The sequence below is a fragment of the Luteimonas sp. MC1825 genome (genome assembly GCF_014764385.1).
Taxonomy (GTDB): Bacteria; Pseudomonadota; Gammaproteobacteria; order Xanthomonadales; family Xanthomonadaceae; genus Luteimonas.
Genome location: NZ_CP061714.1, coordinates 2,801,498 through 2,815,727, shown reverse-complemented (window position 1 = coordinate 2,815,727; position 14,230 = coordinate 2,801,498). Strand labels below are relative to the sequence as shown.

The 14,230-nt window shown below is 71.2% G+C and carries 12 protein-coding genes; 5 read left to right on the top strand and 7 right to left on the bottom strand.

Going from position 1 to position 14,230, the window contains the following annotated elements; all coding sequences use genetic code 11:
• Positions 1 to 6: 6 nt before the first annotated feature.
• Both IDM46_RS13035 and IDM46_RS13030 read left to right on the top strand, forming a co-directional pair.
• A complete protein-coding gene (locus IDM46_RS13035) occupies positions 7 to 378 on the top strand; it encodes a hypothetical protein (protein WP_182824199.1) in 372 nt (123 codons plus the stop codon).
• Positions 379 to 448: 70 nt separating this feature from the next.
• Positions 449 to 1,060 carry a hypothetical protein gene (locus IDM46_RS13030; RefSeq protein ID WP_185116005.1) on the top strand — a complete coding sequence of 204 codons (612 nt, stop codon included), beginning with the start codon at positions 449 to 451 and terminating at the stop codon, positions 1,058 to 1,060.
• Between the two features lie 19 nt (positions 1,061 to 1,079).
• Here IDM46_RS13030 and IDM46_RS13025 read toward each other — a convergent pair whose 3' ends face one another.
• The 3 genes from IDM46_RS13025 to IDM46_RS13015 form a co-directional block, all read right to left on the bottom strand.
• Positions 1,080 to 2,426 (bottom strand): hypothetical protein, encoded by a 1,347-nt coding sequence (locus IDM46_RS13025; RefSeq protein WP_182824203.1) that lies wholly within the window; start codon positions 2,424 to 2,426, stop codon positions 1,080 to 1,082.
• 251 nt (positions 2,427 to 2,677) lie between these two features.
• The gene (locus IDM46_RS13020; protein WP_182824205.1) at positions 2,678 to 3,586 is read right to left on the bottom strand and encodes a 5'-nucleotidase, lipoprotein e(P4) family; all 909 of its coding nucleotides are present in this window, start codon (positions 3,584 to 3,586) and stop codon (positions 2,678 to 2,680) included.
• Positions 3,587 to 3,662: 76 nt separating this feature from the next.
• Positions 3,663 to 5,642: a UvrD-helicase domain-containing protein gene (locus IDM46_RS13015; protein ID WP_185116004.1), complete on the bottom strand. Its 1,980-nt coding sequence runs from the start codon at positions 5,640 to 5,642 to the stop codon at positions 3,663 to 3,665.
• A gap of 66 nt (positions 5,643 to 5,708) precedes the next feature.
• On the opposite strand from IDM46_RS13015, the gene IDM46_RS13010 reads away from it, so the two are divergent.
• The gene (locus IDM46_RS13010) at positions 5,709 to 6,332 is read left to right on the top strand and encodes a thymidine kinase (protein ID WP_182824209.1); all 624 of its coding nucleotides are present in this window, start codon (positions 5,709 to 5,711) and stop codon (positions 6,330 to 6,332) included.
• Between the two features lie 9 nt (positions 6,333 to 6,341).
• Here IDM46_RS13010 and IDM46_RS13005 read toward each other — a convergent pair whose 3' ends face one another.
• Genes IDM46_RS13005 through mutM form a run of 3 tightly spaced genes read right to left on the bottom strand, consistent with a single transcriptional unit; the run spans position 6,342 to position 10,631 of the window.
• Positions 6,342 to 9,164: a serine/threonine-protein kinase gene (locus IDM46_RS13005; protein WP_185116003.1), complete on the bottom strand. Its 2,823-nt coding sequence runs from the start codon at positions 9,162 to 9,164 to the stop codon at positions 6,342 to 6,344.
• 19 nt (positions 9,165 to 9,183) lie between these two features.
• Positions 9,184 to 9,747, bottom strand: a complete 564-nt coding sequence (locus IDM46_RS13000; RefSeq protein WP_182824214.1) for an ECF-type sigma factor — start codon at positions 9,745 to 9,747, stop codon at positions 9,184 to 9,186.
• A gap of 56 nt (positions 9,748 to 9,803) precedes the next feature.
• Positions 9,804 to 10,631, bottom strand: a complete 828-nt coding sequence (gene mutM / locus IDM46_RS12995) for a bifunctional DNA-formamidopyrimidine glycosylase/DNA-(apurinic or apyrimidinic site) lyase (RefSeq protein ID WP_185116002.1) — start codon at positions 10,629 to 10,631, stop codon at positions 9,804 to 9,806.
• A 143-nt stretch (positions 10,632 to 10,774) separates the two neighbouring features.
• Here mutM and IDM46_RS12990 point away from each other — a divergent pair, with 143 nt between their 5' ends.
• Together IDM46_RS12990 and IDM46_RS12985 are read left to right on the top strand one after the other, a co-directional pair.
• Positions 10,775 to 11,983: a fatty acid desaturase gene (locus IDM46_RS12990; protein ID WP_182824218.1), complete on the top strand. Its 1,209-nt coding sequence runs from the start codon at positions 10,775 to 10,777 to the stop codon at positions 11,981 to 11,983.
• A gap of 131 nt (positions 11,984 to 12,114) precedes the next feature.
• Positions 12,115 to 12,435, top strand: a complete 321-nt coding sequence (locus IDM46_RS12985; protein WP_185116001.1) for a hypothetical protein — start codon at positions 12,115 to 12,117, stop codon at positions 12,433 to 12,435.
• Between the two features lie 95 nt (positions 12,436 to 12,530).
• Here the strand turns inward: IDM46_RS12985 and IDM46_RS12980 are convergent, their stop codons facing one another.
• Positions 12,531 to 14,222 carry an MFS transporter gene (locus IDM46_RS12980; RefSeq protein WP_185116000.1) on the bottom strand — a complete coding sequence of 564 codons (1,692 nt, stop codon included), beginning with the start codon at positions 14,220 to 14,222 and terminating at the stop codon, positions 12,531 to 12,533.
• Positions 14,223 to 14,230 lie beyond the last annotated feature (8 nt).

The following is a 14,230-nucleotide window of genomic DNA, read 5'->3' as shown; positions in this document are numbered from 1 at the left end:
ATCACCATGAGCATCGAAGGCAACTTCAACTTTTCTTTCAACGCCACCGCGCAGAACGATCGCGCGTCCGAGGCGCAGAATGCGCGCGCCGGCGGCAGCAACGGCGGCGGCTGGCTGCTCGCGATTGCACTGACCATCGGCAAGATCGCGGACGCGATGGGCGAGCGCATGCTCAAGCTGGCGGAGAAGATCGATACCCTGCAGGCCAAGCAGGCCGACGACCCGAAGGCGGTCGACGCCGAGACGGGCGACGGCCTGACCGAGCTGAACGCCCAGCTGCAGGTCCTCGGCCAGCAGCTCGGCCAGATGCTGCAGATGCTCTCCACCATCGTGAAGACCATCGGTGAAGGCAACAAGGATCTCGCCCGCAAGCAGTAAGGGTTCGCAGGCTGGTCCCCGACGCCTCCGGCTTTGCCCGGGGGCGTTCGGCATTTTGCGGAGGCAACTCATGAACCTGTTCACGCGCAGTGCGGTCGCCATCGCCATCACCTGCGCCGCCGGCTGCGGCAACGCCGCGGAGCGCGCGGCCACGCCATTCACGGGCTCCTATGCCGGTACCGTGAGCGCCCGTGTCGCGCAGGGCCATGGCAAGGCGCAATCCGGCACTGCCAGCGCCACGTTCGCGCCGTCCGGAGGGCGCGACCGCCTGGAGGTGAAAGCAAGTATCCGGCGCGCCAATGATTCCGGCTTCGTCGTGCACGGCCGCCCGGTGCACGGTGGATGGCAGGGCCGCGGCGGTCCGCTCAGCCTGGTCGTCGATCGCGCTGGCCGCATCACCGGTGGTGGCATCGAGAAGGGCCACCGGATCGGGTTTTCCGGGCAACTTGACGCGGCGCGCATGACCCTGACCGTCGAGACCGTCCAGCTGGCGCCGCCCGGCGAGCGGATCGTGTTCGAGTACCGGCTGACGCGTCCTGCGCCGGCCGGGCAGGTCGGCGCGACGGCGGCCGGGCGCGCCCAGGCGGCCGGTGCCTGCAGGCGGCGGGTGTGGAGGACGCGCAACGTCGCTGCTCCCGGCGGCGGCATGGTGATGACCCAGGTTCCCCACTGCCTCGATTGAGCGGCGCGGCGTGCGGGCTTCAGTCGACGCTGTCCACCCGCGACGCGCGCGCGCGGCCGCCACGCGCCAGGTGGCGCGCGAACCACCACGCGCCGCCCGCGGCCACCAGGCCTGCGATCGCGAACCCGCCGCTCCAGCCTCGACCCGACACGGCACTGGCGGCGCTGCCGCTGCCCGACGGCAGCAAGCCCACGATGGCGAAGGCCACGCAGCCGTAGGCGATGATCGCCAGCAACCAGAACAGCCACTGCATGGCGGCCGCCTGGAGTTCGCGTTCGACCTCCCGCGCATCGCGACCCGCCCCCGACGTGCGGCCCTGCGCGCCCATCGCCACCAGCAATGCCGACAGGCTCCCGGGCAGCGCGCGCCCACCGCGCCGCAGCCTGCGGCGCTGCGGGCCTTCGCCGGTGTAGGTGCCGCTCATCGATTCCGCGCGCACCGCCTGGCCGCGGTCGGCGATGGCGAGGCCGGCCACGTTGCGTGCGTCCGCGCCCTGGGCTGCCGGCAGCGCCGGTGCCGTGGCCGCGGTGGCCAAGGTGGCCCCGACCGCGGCGGTGGCCGCTGCCGCGGCCGCAAGCGTCGACGCCGACGCATTGCCCGGCAGCGTGGCCTGCAGGGGACCCGCCGCGTCGGCACGCGCCAGCCCCGCGGGCAGTGCGTCGCCGCGGGCAAGCGGCTGGACGGGGAGGCCCTCGCCGCGTGGTGGCGTGGCGGCATGCAACTGGCCAGCATCCGCGCGCAGCGGCAGCGCTGCCTGCTGTGCGAGATCGCCGCGCGCCTGCGCCGCCGGCATGGCGCCGGCGGCCTGGGCGACTGCCACGCCGGTCGTCGCCACGCCGGGGAGTTGTGCGGCCAGCCCCGTACCGCTGCCCGGCAGGCCCGCCATCGCGGGCTGCGCACCCATGGCCATGGGTGCCGCGGCTTGCGCGCCGTGGGGTCCGTGTCCGTGGGCGTGCCCATGGCCCTGCGCCGCGTGCGCGGGTGGCCCCGGAGGCGACCCGCGCGGCGGCAGCGCATTGGCGAGTCCCTGGGCGACGTCCAGGCTGCCCTGGATCACCTGGCCCGGTGGAGCCGATGGTCCGTTGCCAGGGTTGGGCCGGTCCAGGCCCGGCGGAATGTGGCCCGGCAGCGCGCGTTCGACACCGCGCGGCCCGGCCGGCAGGTCCGGGATACCCGGAATGGCGCGCGGAACACCGCCGGGCATGTCGCCGCCCTTGGGTGGGCCAAAGCCGCGGTCGCCCGCCCCCGGATGCGGGCCGCCGTGATGGTGGAGGGGGCCGCCCGCGTTGTGCGGCCCGCGCCCCGCCATCGGGCCGCGGTTGAGGAGCGCCTGCGCGTTCGCGTGCACATTGTCGATGAGGGACATCGCGCGCCTCCGGCGTCGGCCATGTCGCTGCCGCTGCGGGCGTGGACAGATCCCGAGGCTAGGCGCCGACCGTAGCGGGCACACCCCGGGGCAAACCCTAGGTCGGGCGGCGGCACCATAAAAAACGGGAGACCCTGGGTCTCCCGTAAAGCCGGCCGAAACCGGAGGACTGTGTTGTGGCCAAGGCAGGTTACCTGCTGGTACAACCTGATGCAACGCTTGAGTTTATGGCATTCAAATGATTGATTTTGTTACCTGTCGAGCAGGAGCGCATCACGCTTTGCCGCACGCCGCACCGTGCGCGGCTGGCCCCAGGCGTTGTTGAACAGTGCCGGTTCCCAGGCGCCGTAGGTCGGATTGGGCAGCACCCACCAGCGGTCGCCGAACCAGGCGCGGTATTCCGCGTGCAGCGCTGCGTGCGCCTGCGGCGTGTTGGCCGGCGCCTCGACGAAGTCGCCCAGCTGGTCGCCGAACTGCATCAGCACGCGATAGCCGCGGCCGGCCAGCTGGCGGCGGCAGGTCTTGCCGGAGCCCTTCTGCTCGCAGCCCTCGACCACGGTGCCAAGCCCGAGGAACACGCTGTCGTCCTTCACCGGAAGGCCTACCGCGCGCAGGTTGGCGAGGGTCGCCGCGTGCAGGGCCTTGTCGCGGTTGGAGAGGTAGATGACGGTGACGCCCTTGGCGTGCGCGGCGCGCGCGAACTCCAGCACGCCCGGCACCGGCTTGGCCTTCTCCTCGGCGACCCACTCGGCCCAGGTGGCGTCGTCGTACTCCAGGCCATCCCGGACCAGGCGCGCCTGGTAGGGCGAGTTGTCGAGGACGGTCTCGTCGATGTCCATGACCACCGCGGGCGGCAGGGCGGCGATGGACGCCGCGTTGCGGCGCTCGCCCGGCACCAGGGCATTCCAGTCAGGGGTGGCCAGCGCGGTATCCAGGCGTTCGCCCGCGGCGCGGAACACCGTTTCCGACAGCGCCCGGTATTCCACCGAACGTTGCACCCAGAGCACGGCGTTGAGGTTGTCGTCTGCCGGCACGGCCACCTGCGCGGCAGCCGGCGTGACGGCGGCGGGCGCCGTGCCCGGGAGCGGTGCCGTCGTCGTGCAGGCGCCCAGCGCCAGCACGGCGGCGAGCAGGGTGAGCGTGGGCAGCGTGCGGCGCATGGCGGGACCTGGCGGGTGGAGGGCCGCCGAGTCTAGCCGACACCGGCGAACGCACCGTTGCCCGTCGCCCCGCCGATCAGCCGTCGAGCATCGCCCGGATGGCGGCAAACCCCACCTCCGCGCGCTCCTTCTTGCGCGCCGCATCAGCGACCGGATCGGCGCCGTCGCGCTGCAGTTCGGCGGCCGGCAGTTCGTCGATGAAGCGGCTCGGCTTCAGCCGCAGCCGCTCGCCCCAGCGCTGCGCCTCGCGCGAATGCGACAGCCACAGCTGCTCCTTGGCGCGGGTGATGCCCACGTACAGCAGGCGGCGCTCCTCGTCGATGCGCCCCTCCTCGATGCTGGCCTCGTGCGGCAGCGTGTAGTCGTCGACGCCGACGATGAACACGTAGCGGAACTCGAGGCCCTTGGCCGCGTGCAGGCTCATCAGCCGCACCTGGTTGCCGGGATCGCCCTTGTCGGCGTGGCTGAGCAGCGCCAGCGATGCCGCCAGTTCGCCCGGGCCCGCGCCGCCGCGGGCGCCCTCGAACCAGTCGGCCAGTTCGTCGAGGTTGCCGCGGCGGATGCGGAACATCTCGTCGCTCTTGCACTCCGCGCGCAGCGCGGCGAGGAGCCCGGAGCGCTCGTTGAGCGTGCGCACGAGTTCCGAGGGCGTGAGCCGCGCGGCGTCGCTGCGCAGCCCGCGGATCAGGTCGGCGAACCCGGACAGCGACGCCGCGGCGCGCGGGTGCAGCTGCTTCAGCAGCCCGATCGATTCAATGGCACGCGACATCGGCTGTCCGGCCTGCTGCGCCAGGCCGGACAGCTTGGCCAGCGAGGTCGCGCCCACGCCGCGGCCGGGTGACTGCACGGCGCGCAGGAACGCGGAGTCGTCGTCCGGATTGGCCAGCAGGCGCAGCCAGGCCAGCGCGTCCTTCACTTCGCCCCGATCCAGGAACGCGGTACCGCCGGAGAGGTGGTAGGGCACGCGCAGCATCTGCAGCGCCTTTTCCAGCAGCCGCGACTGGTGGTTGCCGCGGAACAGGATGCAGAACTCGCTCCACTCGGCGTTGCGCGCGGTGTGCAGGAACTGGATCTCGGCGGCCACGCGCTCGGCCTCGTGGGTGGCGTCGCGGCACTCCCAGATGCGGACCCGCTCGCCGTCGGCCTGCGCGCTCCACAGCGTCTTCGGGTGCTCGTGCGGGTTGTTGGCGATCAGCGCGTTGGCCGCGCGCAGCACGCGGTTCGAGCAGCGGTAGTTCTGCTCCAGCTTCACCACCCGCAGCGCCGGGTAGTCGACGCCGAGCTGCGAGAGGTTCTCGGGGTTGGCGCCGCGCCAGGCGTAGATCGACTGGTCGTCGTCGCCCACGCAGGTGAAGTTGCCCTTGTCGCCGGCCAGCGCCTTCAGCAGGCGGTACTGGGCGTCGTTGGTGTCCTGGCATTCGTCGACCAGCAGGTAGCCGATGCGTTCGCGCCAGCCCAGCGCGCAGTCCGGATCGCCTTCAAGCAGTTCCACCGGGCGGCGGATCAGGTCGTCGAAATCGACCGCGTTGAACGCCGCCAGCCGCGCCTGGTAGAGCTCGTACACAATTGCCGCTTCGTGCTCGGGCGTGGACCGCGCAATGGCACGTGCCTGTTCCGGCGACAGGCAAGCGTTCTTGGCGCGCGACACCAGGCCCTGCATGGCCTGGATGGCGTCGGGCTTGGCGCCGGGCATCAGGTCCTTGAACTGCGCCAGCGAGTCGTCGGAATCGAAGATCGAAAACCCGCGGCGCAGGCCGGCGCGCTCGTGCTCCACCTGCAGCATGCGCAGGCCGAGCGCGTGGAAGGTGCAGATGGTCAGGCCTTCCGCCGCATCGCCACGGATGCGCCTGCCAACGCGCTCGCGCATCTCCTTGGCGGCCTTGTTGGTGAAGGTGATCGCGGCGATGCGCTTGGCCGGGTAGCGGCCGGACGCGATCAGGTGCGCGATCTTCTCCACGATCACCCGCGTCTTGCCGCTGCCCGCGCCGGCGAGCACCAGCAGCGGGCCTTCGCAATGGTCGACGGCCGCGGATTGTTGGGGGTTGAGGCCGTGCATGGAAGGTCCTGGGCGGCTGGCGAGTTTACCCCGCGCGTCCGGGGGCGCCGGCGCTAGAATTCCGCCATGGCCAAGCTCTACTTCTACTATTCGGCGATGAATGCCGGAAAGACCACCACCCTGCTGCAGTCCGCGCACAACTACCAGGAGCGCGGCATGCGCGTGGCGATCCTGGCGCCGCGCCTGGACAACCGCGCCGGCAGCGGCCGCGTCGCCTCGCGCATCGGCCTGAGCGCCGACGCCGTGGGCTTCGACCCGGGCACCGACCTCGAGGCCTGGGCGCGCGCGGACATCGCCGCGAGCGGCAAGCTCGACTGCCTGCTGGTCGACGAGGCGCAGTTCCTGACCCGAAGCCAGGTGTGGCAGTTGTCGGAGATCGTCGACGGTCTGCGCGTGCCGGTGCTCTGCTACGGCCTGCGCACCGACTTCCGCGGCGAGTTGTTCGAGGGCAGCCAGTACCTGCTGGCCTGGGCGGACGAGCTGCAGGAGATCAAGACCATCTGCCACACCGGCAGCAAGGCCACCATGACCGTGCGCGTGGACGCGCAGGGCCACGCCGTGCAGGACGGGCCGCAGGTCGAGATTGGCGGCAACGAACGCTACGTGTCGGTGAGCCGTGCCGAGTACAAGCGCATCGCGCGCGGCGAAGGCCGCATCGCGCCGTTGCAGCAGTCGCTGCCGCTGGGCTGATCGCGCGGCTCAGGGCGCCGTCGCGCCGGCCTCGCACGCCCGGTGCCAGCGCGCGATCTCGCGTGCCACCACGCCGCCTTCGGGCTGCGCGACGGCGACCGCCTGGCCAAGCGCGAGCAGCGCCGCCGACGCGTCACCGTGCTGCGGCCCGGCGCAGCGGACCGCCGCCGCCGTGGCGCGCGCGCGCCACGCGATCTTGCGCAGTTCGATGTCGGATTCCGGCAGCGCACCGAGATGGTCGAGCCGCGCCATGGCTCCGGGCACGCCCCGCCCGGCCTCGAAGGTGGCCAGCGCCAGCTCGGCGCGCCGTGACGCTGGATGTGCGGCGCCGAAGGAGCTGCTGGTGAGCGCCACCGCCCGGCGCAGCGCGACCAGCGCCTCCGCGTCGGACCCGCGCGCCGCCGCGACCTCGCCGATCATCCGCCAGGTATTGCCGACCTGTCCGTGGCCGGCGCCGAACACGGCCTTGCGCAGCACCAGCACCTCCTGGAGCACTGCCGCCGCCGCATCGCTGTCGCCGGCCTCGTGCAGCACCTGCGCCTGGTTGAACAGGCCGCCGGCCAACAGGCCCTGGTCGCCCTGGCGGCGCCAGATGGTGTTGGCCCGACGCAGGTCACGCAGCGCGCCATCCAGGTCGCCGCGTTCCCAGGCCACCACCGCGAGGCTGTTGTAGTTGCGGGCGACGTCGCTGTGGTCCTCGCCCAGCCGCGAGAGCAGCCAGGCCTGCGTGTCGCGGAGCGCGGCATCGGCTTCGCCGATGCGCCCCTCGTCGACCAGCAGCGCGGCCAGCTGCCGGCGCACGTCGATGGTGGCCCGGTGCTGGCTACCGTGGACCTCGAGCGCCAGCGCCAGTGCCTCGCGGCAGTCACGCTCGGCCGCGCCCACGTTGCCGAGCTCGCGCTGCAGGGCGCAGGTGCGGCGCAGGATCTCCACCGCCAGCGGATGCCGTTCGCCCACCCGGGCGCGCAGCATGGCCAGCGCCGTGCGCTGTTCGCGCAGCGCCAGCGCGCTCTGCCCCGCAGCGGCGCGCAGCCCGGCCAGGTCCGACAGGTCTTCGACCACGCCCGCGTCCTGGCCGGTGGCATTGCGGCGGATGGCCAGTGAACGCTGGAACCCGGCGCGCGCGGCGTCCAGCTGCCCGGCGTCGCGCAGGCAGCGCGCCAGCTGGGCGTGGAATGCGGCGGCCTGCAGGGGCAGGCGCTCCTGTTCGCGGCGGGCGAGGGTCCGCCAGGGGTCCATCTCCCTGATGCATCGCGATGTCTGGCCGAGCAGGCGACGGGTCCGCCCCATGTCGGTGACCGCCTGCAGCCGCAGGCTGGCCGGGGGGCTGTCGAGGGCGTCGATGATCGTCGCCTGGCGCTCCTGCAGCGCCAGCGCCTCGACGTAGTCACCCAGGCCCGAGCGCAGGCGCGCGATCACGCCCAGCAGCTCGGCGCGCGCCACCGGCTGCTGCGCGAGTTCCAGGTCGCCGCGGCGCACGCCGTCCTCCAGCAGCCGGCGGATGTCGAGCGGCGCGCCGTCCGGCGCGGCGCTGGCGTTCTCGAACAGGCCGACCATGAAACTCTGCAACGCCTGTGCGCGCGCGGCCTGCTGCACCGCCTGCTGCGCCTGCCAGCCGACGATGCCCAGCGAGGCGACCAGCACCACGCCGATCGCCGCCACCGTGGCCAGCGTCCAGCGGTGCCGCCCCAGGTACTTGCGCACCCGGTACGCCAGGCTGGCGGGGCGCGCGTGCACCGCCTTGCCCTCGAGGTGGCGGCGCAGGTCGAGCGCGAACGCCTCCACCGAGGGATAGCGGTGCTCGGGTCGCTTGGCCAGCGCCTTGAGCACGATGTTGTCGAGGTCGCCGGCGATCTCGCGCGCCTGGCGGCGCAATTGCGGCGGCGTCGCCGAGGCGTCCTCGGCGCGCCGCTGCAGCGCCGCCGACGGCCGCGTGGGATCGACCGCCAGGATCGCCTCCTCCCACTCGGCATCGCTCTGGCGCTTGAGGCGGTAGGGCTTGGCGCCCACCAGCAGCTCGTACAGCACCACGCCGAGCGAATACACGTCGGTCATGGTGGTGACCGGCTCGCCGCGGATCTGCTCAGGCGCGGCGTAGTGCAGGGTGAACGCGCGCAGGCCGGTGCGGGTGTTGTCGGGCGCGGCATCCGGAGTGTCGAGCAGCTTGGCGATGCCGAAATCGAGCAGCCGCACCTCGTCGAGCGGCGTCACCAGGATGTTCGAGGGCTTCAGGTCGCGGTGCACGATCAGGTTGGCATGCGCGTGGCTGACCGCATCGCAAACCTGCAGGAACAGGCCGATGCGCTGGCGGATGGTGGGCGAGCGGGCGCGGCACCAGTCGGTGATGGGCTCGCCGTCGACGTATTCCAGTGCAAGGTAGGGCTGCTGGTCGCTGCTGATGCCGGCATCCAGCAGGCGCGCGATGTGCGCGTGTTCCAGCCGCGCGAGGATCTGCCGCTCGCGGGTGAAGCGCAGGCGCAGGTTCGGATCGGCCAGGCCGGGGCGCAGCAGCTTCAACGCCACGCGGCGCTGGTACAGGCCGTCGGCGCGGCTGGCCAGCCACACCTGGCCCATGCCGCCCTCGCCGATCATCCGTTCCAGTTGATAGGGCCCGACCATCGCGCCGGTGCGTGCATGCGGCAACTGCGACACCACCGGCTCGGCGAGGAAGTCCTCCTGGCCGTCCTCCAGCGCCAGCAGTTCCTCGAGTTCGGCGGCCAGCTGCGGGTCGTCGTCGCGCAGCGAGGCCAGGCTTTGCGCACGCGCGCCTGGCTCGAGTTCGATCAGTGCATCGAGCAGCGGCGACAGGCGCTGCCAGCGGTCGGCATCCATCGCGCGGGCCCGGTGCCGGTCAGTCCACCTTGAGCGACGCCAGCAGGTAGATCCTCGCCTTCTGCCAGTCGCGGCGGATGCTGCGCTCGGAGCGATCCAGCAGCTCCGCGATCTCGACCTCGGACAGCCCGGCGAAATAGCGCAGCTCCACAACCTGCGCCAGGCGCTTGTCCACGGCGGCCAGGCGCGTCAGCGCGGTGTCCAGGGCCAGCGTGTCCTCGTCGAGGCGCAGCCCGCCCTCCACGTCATCCGGCAGGTCGGTCACGCGGTGCAGGTCGCCGCCGCGCTTCTGCGCCATGCGCTGGCGGGCGTAGTCCACCACCACGCTGCGCATGGCCGAGGCGGCGTAGGCGAAGAAGTGGGCGCGGTCGTCGAACTGCGCTTCGCGGCGGCCGATCAGCTTGAGGTAGGCCTCGTGCACAAGCGCGGTGGCGTCGAGCGTCTGCCCGTACTGGCCGGCCAGCTGGCGCCGCGCCATCGAGTGCAGTTCCTGGTACAGCGTGGCCAGGACGCGATCCAGTGCGCCGCGGTCCCCGCCGCGGGCGGCATCCAGCCACAGGGTGATATCGGCGGTGTCGGACATGGCGCTCCCCTCGGAGCGGCGATCATAGCGCCTCGGCTCAGCCATGGCGCCTCGGCTCAGCGCTGGCAGTGGCCGCACCAGACGGTGGCCCGCTGGCCCACCATGGCGTGCCGCAGCGGCCGGCCGCAGCGCAAGCAGGGTTCGCCGCCGCGGCCGTACGCCGACAGTTCCTGTTCGAAGTAGCCGGGTGCGCCGTCGGGCGCGAGGAAATCCCGCAGCGTGGTGCCGCCGCGGGCGATCGCGCGCGCCAGCACCGCGCGGATTTCAGCGGCGATGGCGGCATAGCGCTCGCGCGACACGCGCCCGGCGGCGCGCATGGGCGACACGCCGGCGGCGAACAGGGCCTCGGCCACGTAGATGTTGCCCACGCCCACCACCACTTTCTGGTCCATCAGGAACGCCTTCAGGGCGACCTTGCGGCCACGGCTGCGCGCATACAGGTAATCGCCGTCGAATCCGTCGCCCAGCGGCTCCGGGCCCAGCCCCCGCAGCAGCGGGTGCAGCTCGCCGGCCGGTTGCCAGAGCAGGCAGCCGAAGCGGCGCGGGTCGGTGAAGCGCAGGATGCGCTCCGGCTGGCCCGCGTCATGGGATAGCGCGATGTCGAGATGGTCGTGCAGGCGCGGTGGCGTGTCGGCGGGCAGCACGCGCAGGCTGCCGGACATGCCCAGGTGCAGCAGGGCGCTGCCGGCCCCGGTGTCGAGCAGCAGGTACTTGGCGCGGCGGCGCACGCTGTCGATGCGCTGGCCCGGGAGCAGCGCAGCCACCTCGGGGGGGATCGGCCAGCGCAGGTCGGGCCTGCGCAGCACGACCGCACGCACCCTGCGGCCTTCGAGGTGCGGCGCCAGGCCGCGGCGGGTGGTTTCGACTTCCGGCAATTCGGGCATGCCGGCAGCGTGGGGGCGTGCCTGGCCGCGCACAAGTTGTTGACGTGCAACGTGAACACGCGCATCGATGCGCCGCCCCGGGGCTGGAAATCACCCTGCCGGAACCGCATCATGGCCCGGTACACCCCACGATGATCGGTGCCATGCCTGCTTCCCTGCTCGACTTCCTCGCCGGCGGACTCGTCCAGTCCGGCTTCTGGGGCCTCGCCCTGTACATGCTGGTCTGCACGCAGCTGACGATCTTCGCGGTGACTCTGTTCCTGCACCGCAGCCAGACCCATCGCGGCGTGGATTTCCATCCCGTGGTCAACCATTTCTTCCGTTTCTGGACGTGGCTCACCACGTCCATGATCACCAGGGAATGGGTGGCCATCCACCGCAAGCACCACGCCAAGTGCGAGACCGAGGAAGACCCGCACAGCCCGATGCACAAGGGCATCAAGGAAGTGTTCTGGAAGGGCGCCGAGCTCTACCGCGAGGCGCGCACGCACCGCGCCGACATGGAGCAGTACGGCCGCGGCACCCCCGACGACTGGCTGGAGCGCACGCTCTACACCCCGCACGCCACCATGGGCCCGGTGCTGCTGTTGGCCATCAACGGCGTGCTGTTCGGCGCGGCCGGCGTCGCCATCTGGGCCATCCAGATGCTGTGGATCCCGTTCTGGGCGGCCGGCGTGGTCAACGGCCTCGGCCACTGGTGGGGCTATCGCAACTTCGAGACCACCGATACCGCCACCAACCTGTCGCCCTGGGGCGTGTGGATCGGTGGCGAAGAGCTGCACAACAACCACCACGCGTTCCCGAGTTCGGCCAAGTTCGCGCTGCGCCGCTGGGAAGTGGACATCGGCTGGATCGCGATCAAGTCGCTGGAGAAGGTCGGCCTGGCCAAGGTGCTGCGCGTGGCGCCGTCGCTTGACGTGCGACCCAACATCAACGCGCCCGACACCGACACGCTGAAGGCGCTGCTGGCGCTGCGTTTCCAGGCCATGACCGACTACCAGCACCACGTGCTCGCCCCGGCGCTGCGCGAGGAAGCCCGCGCGGCCGGTGCGCGGTTGCGCGCGCTGCTGCCGCGCAAGCTGCGCAAGGGACTGGTCGACGACGGCCGCTGGCTCGATGACGCTGCCCGCGAGCAGCTGCGGCACTGGGTCGCCGAGCGTCCGCGCATCAGCACCGTGGTGGAGTATCGCGCGCGCCTGGCCGCCCTGCTCGAGCAGCGCGGGCACGACGCCGCGGAATCGCTGGCCAACCTGCAGTCCTGGTGCCGCGAGGCGGAAGCCAGCGGCGTCCGCGCGCTGCAGGAGTACTCGGCGCGGCTGAAGGGCTACGCGCTGCAGCCGACGCGCGCCTGAGCCTGCGCCCGGCCATGGCCGACTGCATTCCCGCAAGCAACAAGCCCGGCCGGCCACGGCCGGGCTTTTTCGTGGCTCTTCCCGCACTCGCGGGAAGCCCCTGCAAAAACCCCTTTTCGACACCCGCCAGCGTGCTTTGCGCCGCACTGGCCGCCTGGGCCGCGCCGGCGATGGCGCAGGTGACCGCCACCAGCGACTACCTGGCGCGCATGGATACCGATGCCAACGGGCGCGTCTCGCTTGCCGAGTACCAGGCGTGGATGAGCTACGGCTTCGACGGCATGGACCGCGACGCCGACGGCGTGCTTTCGCCCGCGGAGTTGCCGGGTGGCAAGGGCAAGCCGGTGCTGCGCAGCGAGTACCTCGCGCGCATCGCGCTCACGTTCAACCGCCAGGACGTCGACCGCAACGGCAGCCTCGACGCGCGCGAGCTGAGCGCGCCGCCGCAGTAGTCCGCCACGCCGCGCAAGTTCGCGGCAAGGCAAACCGCGATCCCACACATGACAACGCCGGCACAAGGCCGGCGTTGTCGCGGAGCGTGGCGCGCTTACTTGTGCTGGTCGGTGTAGGTGTCTTCCCTGGTGATGTCGAGCTTGTAGGTCTCGCGCAGGAACAGGGAGCCGATCACGAACGTCATCAGCGCGATCACGATCGGATACCAGAGACCGTAGTAGATGTTGCCGGTCGCGGCCACCAGGGCGAAGGCGATGGTGGGCAGGAAGCCACCGAACCAGCCGTTGCCGATGTGGTACGGAAGCGACATCGAGGTGTAGCGGATCTGCGTCGGGAACAGCTCGACCAGCCATGCCGCGATGGGGCCGTAGACCATGGTCACGTAGATCACCAGGATGCTCAGCAACAGCAGCACCATCGGCTTGTTGATCCGTGCCGGGTCGGCCTGGCCGGGATAGCCCGCTTCGGTCAGCGCGCCGGTGAGCCCCGTGTTGAACGTCGCGGTGCTCGCCTTGAACGCGTCGCCGGCAAGCCCGGTCCCCTCGAAGCCGTCGATCGGCGTGTCACCGATCATCACGCGCGCGACGGTGCCCCGCGGTGCCTCCTGCACGCTGTACGGCACGCCCGCCTTGGCCAGGGCCGCGGTGGCGATGTCGCAGGAGCTGGTGAACTTCTTCTTGCCGACCGGATCGAACTGGAAGTTGCAGGTGTCGGGGTCGGCGATCACCACCGCCGGCGATTCCGCACTGGCCTCGGCCACGGCCGGATTGGCGTAGTGGGTCAGTCCCTTGAAGATCGGAAAGTAGGTGAGCGCGGCGATCAGACAGCCCGCCATGACGATCTTCTTGCGCCCGATCTTGTCCGACAGCCAGCCGAAAAAGACGAAGAACGGCGTGCCGATCGCGAGCGCGCCGGCGATCAGCAGCCAGGTCGTCGTGCTGTCGACCTTGAGCGACTGGGTCAGGAAGTACATGGCGTAGAACTGGCCTGCGTACCAGACCACCGCCTGGCCCGCGGTCGCACCGAGCAGGGCGAGCAGCACGATCCTGCCGTTCTTGCTGAAGAAGCTCTCGGTGATTGGCGCCTTGGACGCCTTGCCGCTCTCCTTCATCTCCTTGAACAGCGGCGACTCCGACAGCTGCATGCGGATCCACACCGAAATGCCCAGCAGCACGATCGACAGCAGGAACGGCAGGCGCCACGCCCACTCGTTGAACGCCTCGACGCCGAAGAACTCGCGCACGCCCAGGATCACCATCAGCGACAGGAACAGGCCGATCGTGGCGGTCGTCTGGATGAAGCTCGTGTACAGCCCGCGCTTGCCGTTGGGCGCGTGCTCGGCGACATACGTCGCCGCGCCGCCGTACTCGCCGCCCAGGGCCAGGCCCTGCAGCATCCGCAGCACGATCAGGATCACCGGCGCCGCGATGCCGATGCTCTCGTAGCTGGGCAAGAGGCCGACCATGAACGTCGACAGGCCCATGATCACGATCGTGACGAGGAACGTGAACTTGCGCCCGATCATGTCGCCGACGCGGCCGAACACGATCGCGCCGAACGGGCGCACCGCGAAGCCGGCCGCGAACGCCAGCAGCGCGAAGATGAAACCGGTGGTCTCGTTGACGCCGCTGAAGAACTGCGCGGCGATCACCACCGCGAGCGAGCCGTACAGGTAGAAGTCGTACCACTCGAACACCGTCCCCAGGCTGGACGCGAAGATGACCTTCTTGTGGCCTGCGGTAAGCGGCTTGCCTGATGGCAAGGGGGTTGCTGTTGTCGTCGACATCGTGGTGT